The 13,154-nt window shown below is 50.5% G+C and carries 16 protein-coding genes; 9 read left to right on the top strand and 7 right to left on the bottom strand.

The window, feature by feature from the left end; all coding sequences use genetic code 11:
• The first annotated feature begins 48 nt into the window (after positions 1–48).
• The 4 genes from D1627_RS04200 (at position 49) to D1627_RS04215 (ending at position 1,744) form a co-directional block, all read left to right on the top strand.
• Positions 49–663, top strand: coding sequence for a DJ-1/PfpI family protein (locus D1627_RS04200; protein ID WP_119431115.1), 615 nt, complete (start codon positions 49–51; stop codon positions 661–663).
• Positions 664–740: 77 nt separating this feature from the next.
• Positions 741–974 carry a hypothetical protein gene (locus tag D1627_RS04205; RefSeq protein ID WP_119430927.1) on the top strand — a complete coding sequence of 78 codons (234 nt, stop codon included), beginning with the start codon at positions 741–743 and terminating at the stop codon, positions 972–974.
• Between the two features lie 10 nt (positions 975–984).
• Positions 985–1,482, top strand: a complete 498-nt coding sequence (locus tag D1627_RS04210) for a hypothetical protein (protein ID WP_119430928.1) — start codon at positions 985–987, stop codon at positions 1,480–1,482.
• 61 nt (positions 1,483–1,543) lie between these two features.
• Positions 1,544–1,744, top strand: a complete 201-nt coding sequence (locus tag D1627_RS04215) for a YwbE family protein (protein WP_068837114.1) — start codon at positions 1,544–1,546, stop codon at positions 1,742–1,744.
• A 40-nt stretch (positions 1,745–1,784) separates the two neighbouring features.
• Here the strand turns inward: D1627_RS04215 and D1627_RS04220 are convergent, their stop codons facing one another.
• Together D1627_RS04220 and radC are read right to left on the bottom strand one after the other, a co-directional pair.
• Positions 1,785–2,165, bottom strand: coding sequence for a four helix bundle protein (locus tag D1627_RS04220; RefSeq protein WP_119430929.1), 381 nt, complete (start codon positions 2,163–2,165; stop codon positions 1,785–1,787).
• A gap of 50 nt (positions 2,166–2,215) precedes the next feature.
• Positions 2,216–2,938 (bottom strand): RadC family protein, encoded by a 723-nt coding sequence (gene radC / locus D1627_RS04225; protein ID WP_233555504.1) that lies wholly within the window; start codon positions 2,936–2,938, stop codon positions 2,216–2,218.
• Positions 2,939–3,095: 157 nt separating this feature from the next.
• Here radC and D1627_RS04230 point away from each other — a divergent pair, with 157 nt between their 5' ends.
• From D1627_RS04230 to D1627_RS04240, 3 genes are all read left to right on the top strand, one after another.
• Positions 3,096–4,328, top strand: a complete 1,233-nt coding sequence (locus tag D1627_RS04230; RefSeq protein ID WP_119430930.1) for a metallophosphoesterase — start codon at positions 3,096–3,098, stop codon at positions 4,326–4,328.
• Positions 4,329–4,521: 193 nt separating this feature from the next.
• Positions 4,522–4,938: a hypothetical protein gene (locus D1627_RS04235; RefSeq protein ID WP_119430931.1), complete on the top strand. Its 417-nt coding sequence runs from the start codon at positions 4,522–4,524 to the stop codon at positions 4,936–4,938.
• A 202-nt stretch (positions 4,939–5,140) separates the two neighbouring features.
• Complete coding sequence (locus tag D1627_RS04240) at positions 5,141–5,791, top strand: carboxypeptidase-like regulatory domain-containing protein (RefSeq protein ID WP_119430932.1); 651 nt, start codon at positions 5,141–5,143, stop codon at positions 5,789–5,791.
• 61 nt (positions 5,792–5,852) lie between these two features.
• Here the strand turns inward: D1627_RS04240 and D1627_RS04245 are convergent, their stop codons facing one another.
• Complete coding sequence (locus D1627_RS04245) at positions 5,853–6,350, bottom strand: DUF4112 domain-containing protein (RefSeq protein WP_119430933.1); 498 nt, start codon at positions 6,348–6,350, stop codon at positions 5,853–5,855.
• Between the two features lie 627 nt (positions 6,351–6,977).
• Between D1627_RS04245 and D1627_RS04255 the strand changes: the two genes are divergently transcribed.
• A complete protein-coding gene (locus D1627_RS04255; protein ID WP_119430935.1) occupies positions 6,978–7,232 on the top strand; it encodes a hypothetical protein in 255 nt (84 codons plus the stop codon).
• Between the two features lie 82 nt (positions 7,233–7,314).
• On the opposite strand, the gene D1627_RS04260 is transcribed toward D1627_RS04255, so the two are convergent.
• The 4 genes from D1627_RS04260 to D1627_RS04275 form a co-directional block, all read right to left on the bottom strand.
• A complete protein-coding gene (locus D1627_RS04260; RefSeq protein WP_119430936.1) occupies positions 7,315–8,376 on the bottom strand; it encodes a response regulator in 1,062 nt (353 codons plus the stop codon).
• Entirely contained in the window at positions 8,373–9,605 is a 1,233-nt protein-coding gene (locus tag D1627_RS04265) for a hybrid sensor histidine kinase/response regulator (protein WP_119430937.1), read from the bottom strand. The genes D1627_RS04260 and D1627_RS04265 overlap by 4 nt, the downstream gene beginning before the upstream one ends.
• Positions 9,606–9,784: 179 nt before the next feature.
• Positions 9,785–10,234, bottom strand: a complete 450-nt coding sequence (locus D1627_RS04270) for a response regulator (RefSeq protein WP_119430938.1) — start codon at positions 10,232–10,234, stop codon at positions 9,785–9,787.
• Positions 10,235–10,248: 14 nt separating this feature from the next.
• Positions 10,249–11,409: a sensor histidine kinase gene (locus D1627_RS04275; RefSeq protein ID WP_233555505.1), complete on the bottom strand. Its 1,161-nt coding sequence runs from the start codon at positions 11,407–11,409 to the stop codon at positions 10,249–10,251.
• A gap of 352 nt (positions 11,410–11,761) precedes the next feature.
• Here D1627_RS04275 and D1627_RS04280 point away from each other — a divergent pair, with 352 nt between their 5' ends.
• Positions 11,762–12,961: a proline dehydrogenase family protein gene (locus D1627_RS04280; RefSeq protein WP_119430939.1), complete on the top strand. Its 1,200-nt coding sequence runs from the start codon at positions 11,762–11,764 to the stop codon at positions 12,959–12,961.
• The last annotated feature ends 193 nt before the right edge of the window (positions 12,962–13,154 follow it).

Below are 13,154 nucleotides of genomic sequence, written 5' to 3' on the forward strand. Positions count from 1 at the left end.
CGTGTGGTAAAGGATTACAGAAGTTATACTTTAAAATGGATGATACCTATGGAAAACGCTCAGAAAATCCTGTTCCTGACCGGTGATTTTGCCGAGGATTACGAAACCATGGTGCCTTTTCAGATGCTGCAAATGGTGGGCTATGATGTGCACGCCGTCTGTCCGGGCAAAAAGAAAGGAGATACAGTAAAAACCGCCATCCACGATTTTGAGGGCGACCAGACCTATACCGAAAAGCCGGGCCATAACTTTGCGCTGAACTATACTTTCTCGGAGGTAAAACCAGAAGAATATGCTGGTCTTGTGATTGCCGGAGGCCGTGCCCCGGAGTACCTGCGCCTGCATCAGGGCGTACTGGACCTGGCGCGCCATTTTGCGGATAATAACAAACCCATCGCGGCTGTCTGTCACGGCATCCAAATACTTACGGCAGCGCGCGTGGTAGAAGGCCGCCGCCTGACTGCCTACCCTGCCGTTGGGCCGGAGGTGGAACTTGCCGGAGGCACGTTTGTATCTGTGGAACCTACTGAGACCGTAGTGGACGGCAACCTGATTACCTCGCCTGCCTGGCCGGGCCACCCAAAGTTTATAAAGGCCTTTTTAGATGTGTTGGGCGTGAACATTGAGCTTGGCACGCCTTCCAAAATGGCTTCTGCTGTTTAGAAATTCTGTTTTTGTATCTTTACACCATACTTCCATTTGTAAGTATGGTGTAAAGATTTCACTAAACCCATTGCCAGATGAAAGACAGAACCATTGAGAAACTACTGTACAAACTAGGCGTGCTGCTTGTAATCTGCGGTGCTGCCATACGCTTGCTCCAGCTTTCTGAGAACTACCTGGGCCTTTACCTGGTACTAGCGGGCCATATGCTGGCCGTGGTTGGCATTTTTATCTACATGAAACATGTAAACGATAGGGAGCAAGAGCGCCAGGCCATGCAGGAGCCCATGCAACAGCTACAAAACAAGTAACCCTTATCATATGAAAGCATACTTACTCACAGCCCTGGTTGCCCTTGGCATAGCCACTAGTGCGCAGGCTCAGCAACAGGAAACACAACCACAGAACGCACCCGCTGTTTACATCAAGCCGCAGCCCCTGTTTCTGGTTAACGACCAGGAAACCACCATGCGCGCCATGATCCTCAGCCCGGATGATATTAAAAGTATGGATGTGGTTAAAGCAGCTGCGGCAATAGAGCGCTTTGGCGAAAAGGGCAAAGATGGTGTTGTGATACTTACGCTAAAGCAGGCGCTGCCTTTGGCGAGGGTTGCGGAAGTGTATAAAGCGTTTAACGTACCTGAGATGTATCAGAAGCTGAGCCTGGCCATTAACGGGGCGCACGTAACCGATACAGCCCTGCTGCTGGCCGACCTGCGCCAGATAGAGAAAGTGGAGGCCACTGATTTTGAGAACACCATGTCGCGCTGGAGCTACGACAAGCAGTTCTTGAACATCGTTACCAAGCAGCAAAACTAGAACCCTTCGCTTTTACCGCCTATCTTGCAGCCAGCATCATACTTTATACTTTACGCATATCATGGACGGCAGAAAACGCGCTAATATCAAACCAGGCACGCACGTAAACATTGTACAAAAGCAGGACCAACGCTCCGGCGAGCTCACCGAGGGCTACGTGCAGGACATCCTGACCAACTCGCCCAACCACCCGCACGGCATAAAAGTACGCCTCGAAACCGGCGAAGTAGGCCGCGTCCAGGAAATCCTGCCGGAAGACTAGGCTTTCAGTTAAAGATTTAGAGAGTTTGTGAGGTAGAGAGTTATTTTTTTATCGTGGCGGATTTTCTGACTTTGGCAAGTATGGCTGTTAACTCATCGGCTTCTTTCTTTAAATCAATCAGGCGATTAGCAGCTACTATGCCGGCTTCTTCTAAAATCTCCAGCCAAAACAACGATTCGTCTGCCTCTTCCAACGCAACGCCAATTTTAGCAGCAAACTCTGCCGCCGATCTCGCCCGACAAGCCGCCCTGTAATTAGCCGCCGCAGAAGTTGCCGAGCGTAAAAGCTGCTTCCCAACCACTTGTGCTTCGGGCCTAGCTGGCAGCGACTGGCTGAGTTTTATGGCACGCAAGGCAAAAGCTTTGGTTCTTGCCTTAAAAGCCTCTGCAAACTCAAAATTACTCACTCTGTTTTCTAGCATCACTTTAAAATCTTTAACTCCAAAACTCTCTAACTCCTACCCTCTCTACCTCACAAAACTCCCTCATCCGCGAAGCTGTAGTAGTCGTTGTCGGTGAAGATGATGTGGTCTAGTATGGGGAGGTCGAGGAACTGGCCGGCTTCCTTCATTTTTTTGGTGAGTGCAATGTCGGCGGCGCTGGGTTTAGTGTTGCCGCTGGGGTGGTTGTGCACCAGAATAATGGAGCTTGCCAGTTGCTCCAGCGCCTTTTTAAAGATGATCTTTGGGTCGGCTACGGTGCCGGCCACCCCGCCAGAGCTTATACTTTCCTTCTTCATCACCACATTGGCGCGGTTCAGCAAAATAACCCAGAACTCCTCGTGGGGCAGGTCCAGCAGCTGCGGTTTTATGTAGTTATAGATGTCAGTGGAGCAGGTGATGCGGGTTTTGGCTGCCACGGAGGTTTCCTTGCGGCGGCGACCAAGTTCCAGGGCGCTCACAATGGTAATAGCTTTAGCCTCCCCGATGCCCTTGTGCTTCATCAAGTCCTTCACGGTGAGGCGGGCCAGCTCATTTAAATCGTTGTTGATGGCGCCAAGTATAAGTTTGCCCACATCCACGGCGGTAAGTTTGGCAGTGCCCGAGCCGATGAGTATGGCAATCAGTTCGGCATCAGATAAGGCGGCTTTGCCCTTCAGCAATAGCTTTTCGCGGGGGCGGTCTTCTTCGGCCCAGGTTTTAATGTGGAGCGGCTGCACGTATGGCAGGGTGGCAGGAGCTTCGGTGTCTTTCACTTGCGGTACAGATTTTGATGATGTGGCAGATGCAAGTGCAATATCTTTTGGGCTGAATTAGTTCAGCATGTCAGATTGATTTTTTGTACTGATTTATACTTTAACTTTATAACACTGCCATCCAAACAAAAAGAGGCACTGGCGGTTCAACACTGATATGCAACGTATTCTATCTTTTGGAGTGGTAATTCTGCTCCTGCTGCTCGTGGACCTGTATGTGTTTCAGGCCATTCGGGTGGTTACACAAAGCCTTAGCCCTTTAGCCCAACGCATTGTATACTTTATACATTGGTCGGTGTTTGCCATTACCGCTGGCACGTTTATGCTTGCCGGAGCTACTCGGGGCACGCCACCGAGCGCCTTTCAAACGTATCTGGCAAGCACACTTTTCATCATTTTTGCCTCTAAACTGGTAGTGGTACTTTTTCTATTAGTTGATGATGTTGTACGCCTTGGCAAAATAGTGCTAAACTCAGCCAGCGATACGGCAGATTTTAATCCGTCCCGAAACAAATTCCTTAACCAAATGGGCCTGCTTGTGGCAGCTGTGCCTTTTTCGGCATTTATCTACGGCATGGTGAAGGGCGCTTACGATTACCGCGTAAAGCGTGTGGTATTGCGCTTCCCGAACTTGCCCGCCGCGTTTGATGGCTACAAAATGCTACAGATCTCTGACTTGCACACGGGTAGCTTTAACTCCACGGAGCCACTCAGAGAGGCCGTGGCGCTTATTAACAAACAAGAAGCCGACCTGGTATTCTTCACTGGTGATCTGGTTAACAACATGGCCTCGGAACTTGGCGAACACCTGCAAACGCTTAGCGGCATTAAAGCAAAAACGGCGGTATACTCCGTGCTTGGCAACCACGATTATGGCGACTATGTCAGCTGGCCAAGCCCCGAAGCCAAGCAGCAAAACCTGCAGACGCTTATCAACAGCCACCGCCAAATGGGTTGGGACATACTTATGAACGAAAACCGGCTGGTTGAGAAAGACGGCGAGAAGATTGCCATACTTGGCGTAGAGAACTGGGGCAACCGCGCTGGCTTCCCGAAGTATGGCCGCCTCGATAAAGCTTACCAAGGTGCAGAAGACGCGCCTTTCAAAGTGCTGCTCTCACACGACCCGTCGCACTGGGATGGGGAAGTCAACCAGAAGTATGACGACATCGACCTGACACTTTCAGGGCATACGCATGGCATGCAGTTTGGCGTAAACGTGCCTGGCCTTAAGTGGAGCCCGGTGCAGTACGTGTATAAGCAATGGGCAGGCCTGTACCGCAAAGGGCGCCAGCACCTGTACGTAAACACGGGCCTTGGCTTTTTGGGCTATCCGGGGCGCGTTGGTTTTTTGCCAGAAATTACGGTTTTTGAATTAAAGAAAGTGTAAATTTGATGCCCTAAGGGTGTCCGGATTTATCCAGTTGCCTTTAGCCTAGGCTGCTTGGGCTTGTATATATCGGTAGGTACGCTGTTTTCAATGGATGAACATATAAACAGGGGCCGCCGTAAAATTTCTTGAGCAGTTTATACTTTAACAAAAAAGCCCCTTGGGCAGCATCGATCAATAAATTTACAAACAGATGAGCAACAAATTTTTACCTGCCTTAGCCGTTATGGCTCTTTGCTTTGCCAGCTCATGCGGCTACGACAAAACAGGTACTACTACAGAGGTGATCAACGCTAACGCTGACGAAGATGTAAACCCGGTACACATCCGCGGCTACGGCGACAGAGAGGCTGACATGAAAAACCCAGGCGCTCCTTCTCCAGATCAGTACTACGCGTTCAGTACTGCAAGCCTGTCTGCGGAGCAGCGCCGCGAGCTGGATGGAAAGGTTGCTGTAGAAATGGTAAAAGCATACTATGATCCAGAGATGCAGCTCAGCGACCTGGCCGTAAAGTATAGCCGCCAATCAAACACTAAACCTGCAGCGCCACAGCCTGCAGCCGCTACCGATACGGCTGCCTCTTCTTCTGCTACTACTCCTAACGAGTAACGTATACATTTAAGGCCATATAAGGCTCTTATACCTAAAAGCCTGCTGCCACTGCGCTGCAGGCTTTTACTTTTTTGGTGCTGCTGTTTATTATTTTGTACTTTTACATAGCGGCTACGATATATTTTTAGCAGCCGGCATACTTTTTGGTCAATCAGGGCGTATTTAAACAGAAGCCGCTCCCAGAGACTATTACACGCACATGCACCGACACCCATTCTGCTACATCCTTATACTTATGCTGCTGGCCCTTTGCTGCCAGCCGGCTTTGGCGCAGAGAAGTATCCGGATAAGCGGCACGGTGCTTCAGCCCGATCGAACTACGCCTATACCGGGCGCTACCATTGTTAAGGTTAACACCAATATGGGCGTGGTTACCGACAATCTAGGTAAATTTTTGATCGACGTCGACCAGAATGACACCCTGATGATTCGGGCACTGGGCTATAAACCTTTGCTATACTTACCAAAGGCATTGCCCGTTTCCGAGCTTCGGGTAAACATTGTATTGCAGGAAGATAGCGTAATGCTGGGCGAAGTAGAGGTTACCAGCCGCCCATCCAAGGATATGATTGACCGCGCCCTGCGCAACATGAAACGCGAGCAAAACAGCCAGGCCAAGAACCCAAACTTTGTACCGCAACTGGACCCGCCCCCGCCACCTCCGGCACCGGCGCCTACCATACTTAACCCGTTTAACCTCATGTATGACCTGCTATCCAGCGAGGGCAAGCAGAACCGCCAGCTTCAGGAGTACCTGGAAAAGCAAGAGGCAGAACGCAGGCTAAAGGAGCAGAATAAAGAGAAGGCAGAGTATAATAAGTTCTTTAAGAACAACGAAGGCTATGAGTAAAGCCTTCGTCTGTAATCAGATGATTCACGCAAGTTGTAGCATATGGATATTTCAGGTTGCCTTAGAAGTATGAGCCGAGCCAGGAAAGTATCCAGTCAGCCATCTCCCATAGGGCCCAGAGCAATAGCACAAAAAGCACCAACACGCCTATCAGTACGCCAATAACCACACTTTTGCCGCTGCCCTGGTATTTGCCTTCCTCATAGTGCTTTTGCAAGAGGCGCACATTACGCTCATTAGCTTTAAAGACAAAGTCGAAGATGTTGCCTACTATCGGGATACTACCAATCAGGGCATCCAGCGCAATGTTTACAAGCATCAGGGCAACCAATTTCCCGCTGGCCCCGTGGCGCGCCATCGTCATGACCAGAGTAGCCGACATGGCAAAGGAAGCCAGGTCGCCGGCAACGGGCAGCAAGCCAAGTATAGGGTCTAAACCGAATCGGAAGTTAGTGCCGGGTAAACGAAACTGGTTATCCAGCAGGCGCACCATGTGCTCTACCCACTTTAACTTTTCGGTGCGGGGCGTGCGCGTGTAATGTGTGTTATTTGTAGCCATACGCGCTTATACGGCATGCTCCAGACAAAGGTCTATTCACTTGCTATTATTGCGCAGCAGTGATCGTCGGTGCCATTTTGCCTTACGCTGTTTTTTAGCGGCAATCTTGTAATACTTAGTTTTGGGGCTTTTCTTTTTGAAGGATTTCGCTGTTCTGCTCTTTGAGAAAAGACCTACCTTTTTAAAAGGCCCTTCGGCAGGCACAGTATCAACTGAAGCCTGGGCAGTAAACACAGAAACAAAAAACAGCAAGGCGATTGCTAGAACTCGGCTCATAACCAAACAATTTTATATATAAATATTCACACTTACAGATATTAATCCATACTCGTATTTATACTTTTTGTTCGATTAATTTAAAATTTTATTGTTAAAGTTTTAATATTGGTTCGGAAACGGTATTCTAGCGAGGTATGTTATAAGTATAATTATGTGTTTTAAATTGAAATGAAGGGCGTTAGAGGTGATACGCAACACGCACAAATGGCGCACCGGGAGTAGCTTTAATCAAAAAAACCGTCTAAATCTTTCCGCGGCAACTAAGAACCTGTGCATCAAGAGCTAAGTATAAATAATTAAAAGGGTTCGGCACATCACCCTTACCCGACATCCTAGCTATACTTTCCCATGAATCTATCTAAGTTTAACAAAAAACCACTGGAGCAACGCGCGGATATAATTGTGCGGCACGGTGTGTACCTGGCCGTACGGTACAGGTCGCAGTTTGTAATTCGCCTGTATTGCGTGGGCCCGTACTTTGCCGAAGTATGGTACGAGCCACGCCGAGACCGCTTCGTGCTGGTGCGCATACTTAATGAGGCCGTTGGCCTGAAGCCATACCTGGAGATGGTAGACATTTCGGAAGTGCTGCCCGCTGCATAACAGCGCCATACTTTACAGGCAAACCCCACCTGGCCGCCAGTGTGTAAACGTATGGTAGGCGCAGGCAGGCTTTGCATCAGGCTTAATTACGCATCCGCAGCAGCTTATCCAAGTTAAGAATAGTGATGCGGCTGCCCTGGCTATCAATCAGTTTTTCATCTTTAAAGTCGGCGAGCGTGCGGATAACGGTTTCCTTGGATGCCCCGACAATGTTAGCCAGGTCCTCGCGCGAGATGCTGATCTGCTTTTTCGCGTTTCCTTCCCGTTCGTACTGCTTTTCCACCAGCAGTAGCGCCTCGGCCACGCGCTTACGCACCGAGTTATAGGCCAGTTTCAGTAGGCGCTCTTCCCGGTCTGCCAGATCATCGGAAAGTATCTTGATAAATTTTGCCGCCACATCGCGGTTTCGGTCCAGCAATGAGAAAAAGTCGTCGCGCGGGATCATGTATACTTCGGCCTCCTCCAGCGCCATCGCAGACTCCCGGTAGGCCGTGTCCTCCAGCAGGTCGAGGTAACCGATAAAATCACCGGGCTTATACAGGTTGGTAATATACTCGCGCCCCTCCTCGTTGGCCTTGCAGGTTTTTACCTTACCTCGGCTCAGGAAGTATAGTGCGTTGGGCCGGTTCCCCTCCATAAACAGGTACTGCTTTTTCTTGAGCGTGGCGAGCTTGCGCTGGTCCGAGATCAGGCGGTTTAGCTCCTCATAGCCTTTGGCTTCTTCGATAAAGCCATTCAGGCCCGCCACGTTTCGTTGGAAATCGGTTTTCAAGATCTCGTTTTTCCGCAGCCGCACTTCTATGGCATCTAGCAGCTCCACATCGTCAAAAGGCTTAGTCAGGTAATCATCGGCGCCTAGGTTCATGCCTTTTCTAAAGTCCTCTTTCTCCGATTTGGCCGTCAGGAAGATGAACGGGATGCCAGCGGTTTCCGGTGATTTGCTGAGCAGGTGCAACACGCCGTAGCCATCTAGCTGTGGCATCATGATGTCGCACACAATCAGGTCGGGTTGCTCTTTGCGGGCCAGGTCCACGCCGGTGCGCCCGTTATCGGCCTCCACTACCTCGTAGTTTGCCAATGCCAGAATCTCAGCGGTGTTCTCCCGAATCCCGTGGTTATCTTCTATCAGTAAAATCTTTTTCATACTTCTGCTGTGTTAGGGATGTGTATGGTGAACGTAGTGCCTTGCCCCACCTCGCTTTGGTACGTGAGCTGCCCGCCCATCACCTCCACGTACTTTTTCACGATGTTGAGCCCAAGGCCGGTACCCTGTATGTTGGTGGCATTTTTGGCCCTGAAAAAAGGCGTGAACAAGTGCGCCTGGTCGGCTTTGGGGATGCCGATGCCCTCGTCCTGCACCGTAAGGGTGGCCATGCCGTTGGCTAGACCGGTGCGCAGGTATATGGTTTTACCTTCTTCGGAGTACTTGCTGCCGTTAGAGAGCAGGTTTAACAGGATGTTTTTAAGCAGCTGCTTGTCCAGGTTTACGGTATACAGGTTGCTGCCGTGCTGGTAACTGATCTGCTGACCGGGCTTTAGGTTGCCCTGCATCTCCTCTACCACCTCGCCTGAGAAAGCGCACAGATCAAACGCTGAAGGCACGTTGTAAATCTTGCCTTCCTCCAGCCTGCTGATGGACAGAAAATCGTTGAGGATGTTAGTGAGGTTGCTTACCGCCGACTTAATGCGCGCCACATGCTTCTGCCGCTTATCGTCGGTTTCGAGGGTGGTATACTTGCCGATGAGCGAGGCCGATGAAAGCACGGTGCTGAGCGGCGTCCGGAACTCATGGGAGGCGATGGTCACGAACCTGGATTTTAGCTCGTGCAGCTCTTTCTCCTTCTGCAGCGCTTTGTGTATTTCCTGTTGGGCTTCGTAGAGGCTTCGGTTAGTGTCTTCCAGCTTCCGGATGGCTTCGGCCAGCTCCTGGGTGCGTTCTTCTACGCGCTGCTCCAGTTGGGCATTCAGCATCTGTATCTCGGCCAGGCTTTTGGCGTGCTCTATACTATAGCGGATGGAACGCTCCAGGTCGAAGGGATTGAAGGTGCCTTTCACCAGGTAATCCAGGGCGCCGGCACGCATGGCCTTCTCATCGGTTTCGCGGTCGCTTTGGCCGGTCAGAAGTATAAAAGGCGACTTAGCGCCTCCCGCCACAGCCTCGGCAATGAGTTCCAGACCGTTCTTGGCGCCCAGGTAAAAGTCCACGAGATATACATCGTGGCGGCCCTCCCTGATCAAGTCCAGCGCCTGCTCAAACGAGGGTGCCCAATCCAGCACATAGTTGCGCCCCGGTATGTCGTCCATCACATCCCGAGTGATGATGTAGTCATCCTCATCATCATCTATCAACAATACTTTTATCTTCTCAACCATAAAGCGTTTGGAAGTTAAAAAGTTAGAATGTTATAAGTTAGAAAGTTAATTGGGAGCGTTTATCATTCTTTAAATATGAAGAAGGCGATTTCCCATCTTGAATTGTTAACCAACGTATGACAGCGCATTATTTATACTTTTAAACTTTTTAACCGTCTAACTTCCCAACTTTCTAACCTCTAATGTTTTGGCAGTTCAACGATTTCGAGCCAGTATTTGCTTAGGATTTTCATGACGTCTACCAGCGAGGCGAAGGTTACCGGCTTGGTGATGAAGGAACTAACGCCCAGGTTGTAGGTGCGCAGGATATCTTCTTCGGCTTTGGAGGTTGTGAGCACCACCACCGGTATTACTCGCAGGTGCTCGTCTTCCTTGATCTCCTTCAGGGCTTCGCGGCCATCTTTTTTGGGCATGTTTAGATCCAGCAGGATCAGGCCCGGTGTGGGGTGCTGCTCTTTATCTGTGAACCTGCCGCGGTTGTGGAGGTAATCCATCAGTTCCTCGCCGTTCTCCACAAACTGGATCTGGTTGGTGAGGCGGCTTTCTTCCAGCGCCTCCTTTACCAGCATGCGGTCCTCGGCGTCGTCGTCGGCAATAAGTATGATTATCGACTTTTTGGTAGCGCTCATATGCAATTAATAAGTTAATCCAGCGGATGCGATTTTGCCAGTGTTACAATAAAGGTTGTGCCTTCGCCCGGTGCGCTGCGCGCGGTAATGTCGCCGCCGTGGCGCACCGCAATTTTGCGGCAAACGGCCAGCCCGATGCCTGAGCCTTCATACTTTTGCCCTTCCAGGCGCTGAAATATATTGAAGATGCGGTCCAGGTACTTCTCGTCAAAGCCTATCCCGTTGTCCTGCACATGTATTTCCACGACCTCGTCGCCGGGTGTGGCCGTTAAGTGAGCCTTGGTTTGCAGCTCGCGGGCAAAAATACGGATGCGCGGCGGCTCGCCGGGCTTGCTGAATTTAATGGCGTTGCTCACCAGGTTCTGGAACAGCTGCCGCAGCTGCGTGGGTTCACCCTCAATGGCAGGCAACGGCGACTGCTCCACCTGCGCGCCCGTCCGCTCGATGCTGATTTCCAGATCTGAAAGCACATCTGCCAACACAGCACTCAGTGATACTTTCTCGAAAGCCTTGGATTTTGAAGTAACCCTTGAGAAATCCAGCAGGTCGTTGATCAGGTTTTGCATGCGCGAGGCAGCGTTCAGCATGCGGTCCACGTAGTCCTTGCCCTGCTCGCTCAGCTTGTCGTACTCTTTGGTTTTCAGTCGGTCTCCGAAGGCCTGTATCTTGCGCAACGGCTCCTGCAGGTCATGCGACGATACGTAGGCGAAGTCCTGCAGCTCGTGGTTGCTGCGCTCAAGCTCCGCGGCATAGCGGCGCAGGCGTTCTTCGTTCAGTTTTTGCTGGGTAATATCGTGCACAAAGCCAGTGTATACTTTGCGGTCGGTGAGCTGCACCTCGCTTATACTTAAGTATAACGGAAAGATCACGCCGCTCTTTTTCAGGCCAGACACCTCGCGCCCGATCCCGATAATGCGCCTTTCGCCGGTGCGGTGGTAGCGGCTGATGTAGCTATCGTGCAGGCCGTGGTCGGGCTCAGGCATCAGCATGCGCACGTTCTGCCCGATCATCTCTTCCGGCTCGTACCCGAAAATGCGCGCCGCCGCCGGGTTCGCGCTCTCCATTATCCCGCGCGTATCGATGGTAATAATTCCATCCACGGCCGTATCGATGATGGCTTTCAGGCGCGACTGGTTATCTACGCCGCTGCTATGGTTGTGCAATGAGTTCTCCAAAGGGTGCTTTTTTCTAAAGATACTTACTCTTACCCTAAGAGGCAACGCAGCATGTACCTCCCGGTGCTTTCGCCCGGGTGGCGCAAGTATAAGCAAGCCTTAGAACGTAAAAAATGACATGCATCATCTTCCCTGATTTTATCCTAATACAACCCAAACTTATGCATTGAGAGGAGCTGGTTATTTTTTAAAGATGCCGGTTAAATATGTTGCTTTATATATAACCCACCGTAGTTTATACTTGTGATATTCTATGAAATGTGCAAATACCTACAACTTAGGCCTTGCCGTTTACGAACAAGCAGAATAAGCCACAGCGATACAATGACAACACCTAAAATGCACCAGAAGTATGAGACAAACGACTGCACGCCAAACGCCTGCCGGTGTTTTTAACCCGGATAACCTGCAGGTAACCTTCTCTAACAGAAGCGACCAAGAACTGAAACTGGCATATTGGCTATTTAACATGATGGGTAAACCTGCGCTGGTAAAGGCTGGCGGGCTGGCAACAGTTTGGGCACTAAAACTCGGGCTACCTGTAAAAGGCCTGATCCGGAACACTATTTACAAGCACTTTTGCGGCGGCGAATCGGTGCAGGAGGCGCGGGAAGTAATTCATAAGCTGGCTGATGCAAACGTACATACCGTGCTGGACTATGCCGCCGAAGCACAAGATACCGAGGCAGGCTTTAATGCCGTGCAGCAGGAAATACTGCAAAACATCCGGTTGGCAGGCAGAACCAAGGCTTTCTCCTACATTAGCATAAAACTAACTGGGCTTGGCCCGAACGAGGTTTTCGAAAAACTGCATGCGCAGCAAAGCCTTACCCAGGAAGAACAGAAAGCCTTTGCCCGCACCAAACACCGGTTGGATAGCATTTGCGCCGCTGCCTCTAAAGCCAGGGTGCGCGTGTACATTGATGCTGAGGAGTGCTGGCTGCAACGCCCTTTTGATGCGCTGGCAGAAGAGATGATGCGCCGCTACAACACGCAGCATGCCGTTGTTTTCAACACCCTGCAGATGTACCGCACCGATCGTGTGGTTTACCTCAAAAGCCTGCTCAGCCGGTTTAAAGACATGGGTATCATACTTGGCGTTAAGCTGGTGCGCGGCGCTTACCTCGAGAAAGAACAGGCACGCGCGAAAGAATTGGGCTACCCCTGCCCTGTTTTCAAGCGAAAACAAGACACCGACCAGAGCTTTAACCAGGCCCTAAGCATCTGCCTTAGCCACTTAGGCCAGTTGGAACTTTGCGCCGCCACACATAACGCAGACAGCATCACCTACTTAACAGAGCAAATTCAAGAGCAACACATTGAGAACCACCGACAGCGCATCCATTTTTCGCAGTTGTACGGCATGAGCGATAACCTGACGTACAACCTGGCTGATGCCGGCTACAACGTATCAAAGTACTTGCCTTACGGCGAAGTAGCCACCGCCGTGCCCTACCTTATTCGGCGTGCCGAAGAGAACACAAGTATAACTGGCCAAATGAGCCGCGAGCTGGCTTTTCTGGCCCAGGAAATTAAGCGTCGAAACCTTTAAAGTTACTCCCTGATATGATTGTAATTTTAAACTGCTAGAGCGATCTGCCGAGGATAACTCCTCTAACTTTAAACTAGGCATCGGTACGATTATTTTGAACCATTGCATTGCCATAAAGCTACTTTCGCTTTGTTACGATATTCCCTTTCATGCAAGATTGACTATGAATACGTTGCCTTCCATCATCTTGAAA

It is taken from the genome of Pontibacter oryzae (assembly GCF_003576375.1).
In the GTDB taxonomy this organism is placed as follows: Bacteria; Bacteroidota; Bacteroidia; order Cytophagales; family Hymenobacteraceae; genus Pontibacter; species Pontibacter oryzae.

What these genes read in the sequence shown, in the direction of transcription:
- D1627_RS04200 (WP_119431115.1), top strand. Translation starts at nt 49, where the DNA reads ATGGAAAACGCTCAGAAAATCCTGTTCCTGACCGGTGATTTTGCCGAG.
- D1627_RS04280 (WP_119430939.1), top strand. Translation starts at nt 11,762, where the DNA reads ATGAGACAAACGACTGCACGCCAAACGCCTGCCGGTGTTTTTAACCCG.
- D1627_RS04240 (WP_119430932.1), top strand. Translation starts at nt 5,141, where the DNA reads ATGCACCGACACCCATTCTGCTACATCCTTATACTTATGCTGCTGGCC.
- D1627_RS04235 (WP_119430931.1), top strand. Translation starts at nt 4,522, where the DNA reads ATGAGCAACAAATTTTTACCTGCCTTAGCCGTTATGGCTCTTTGCTTT.
- D1627_RS04255 (WP_119430935.1), top strand. Translation starts at nt 6,978, where the DNA reads ATGAATCTATCTAAGTTTAACAAAAAACCACTGGAGCAACGCGCGGAT.
- D1627_RS04215 (WP_068837114.1), top strand. Translation starts at nt 1,544, where the DNA reads ATGGACGGCAGAAAACGCGCTAATATCAAACCAGGCACGCACGTAAAC.
- D1627_RS04265 (WP_119430937.1), bottom strand. Translation starts at nt 9,605, where the DNA reads ATGGTTGAGAAGATAAAAGTATTGTTGATAGATGATGATGAGGATGAC.
- D1627_RS04230 (WP_119430930.1), top strand. Translation starts at nt 3,096, where the DNA reads ATGCAACGTATTCTATCTTTTGGAGTGGTAATTCTGCTCCTGCTGCTC.
- D1627_RS04210 (WP_119430928.1), top strand. Translation starts at nt 985, where the DNA reads ATGAAAGCATACTTACTCACAGCCCTGGTTGCCCTTGGCATAGCCACT.
- D1627_RS04270 (WP_119430938.1), bottom strand. Translation starts at nt 10,234, where the DNA reads ATGAGCGCTACCAAAAAGTCGATAATCATACTTATTGCCGACGACGAC.
- D1627_RS04260 (WP_119430936.1), bottom strand. Translation starts at nt 8,376, where the DNA reads ATGAAAAAGATTTTACTGATAGAAGATAACCACGGGATTCGGGAGAAC.
- D1627_RS04220 (WP_119430929.1), bottom strand. Translation starts at nt 2,165, where the DNA reads ATGCTAGAAAACAGAGTGAGTAATTTTGAGTTTGCAGAGGCTTTTAAG.
- D1627_RS04205 (WP_119430927.1), top strand. Translation starts at nt 741, where the DNA reads ATGAAAGACAGAACCATTGAGAAACTACTGTACAAACTAGGCGTGCTG.
- D1627_RS04245 (WP_119430933.1), bottom strand. Translation starts at nt 6,350, where the DNA reads ATGGCTACAAATAACACACATTACACGCGCACGCCCCGCACCGAAAAG.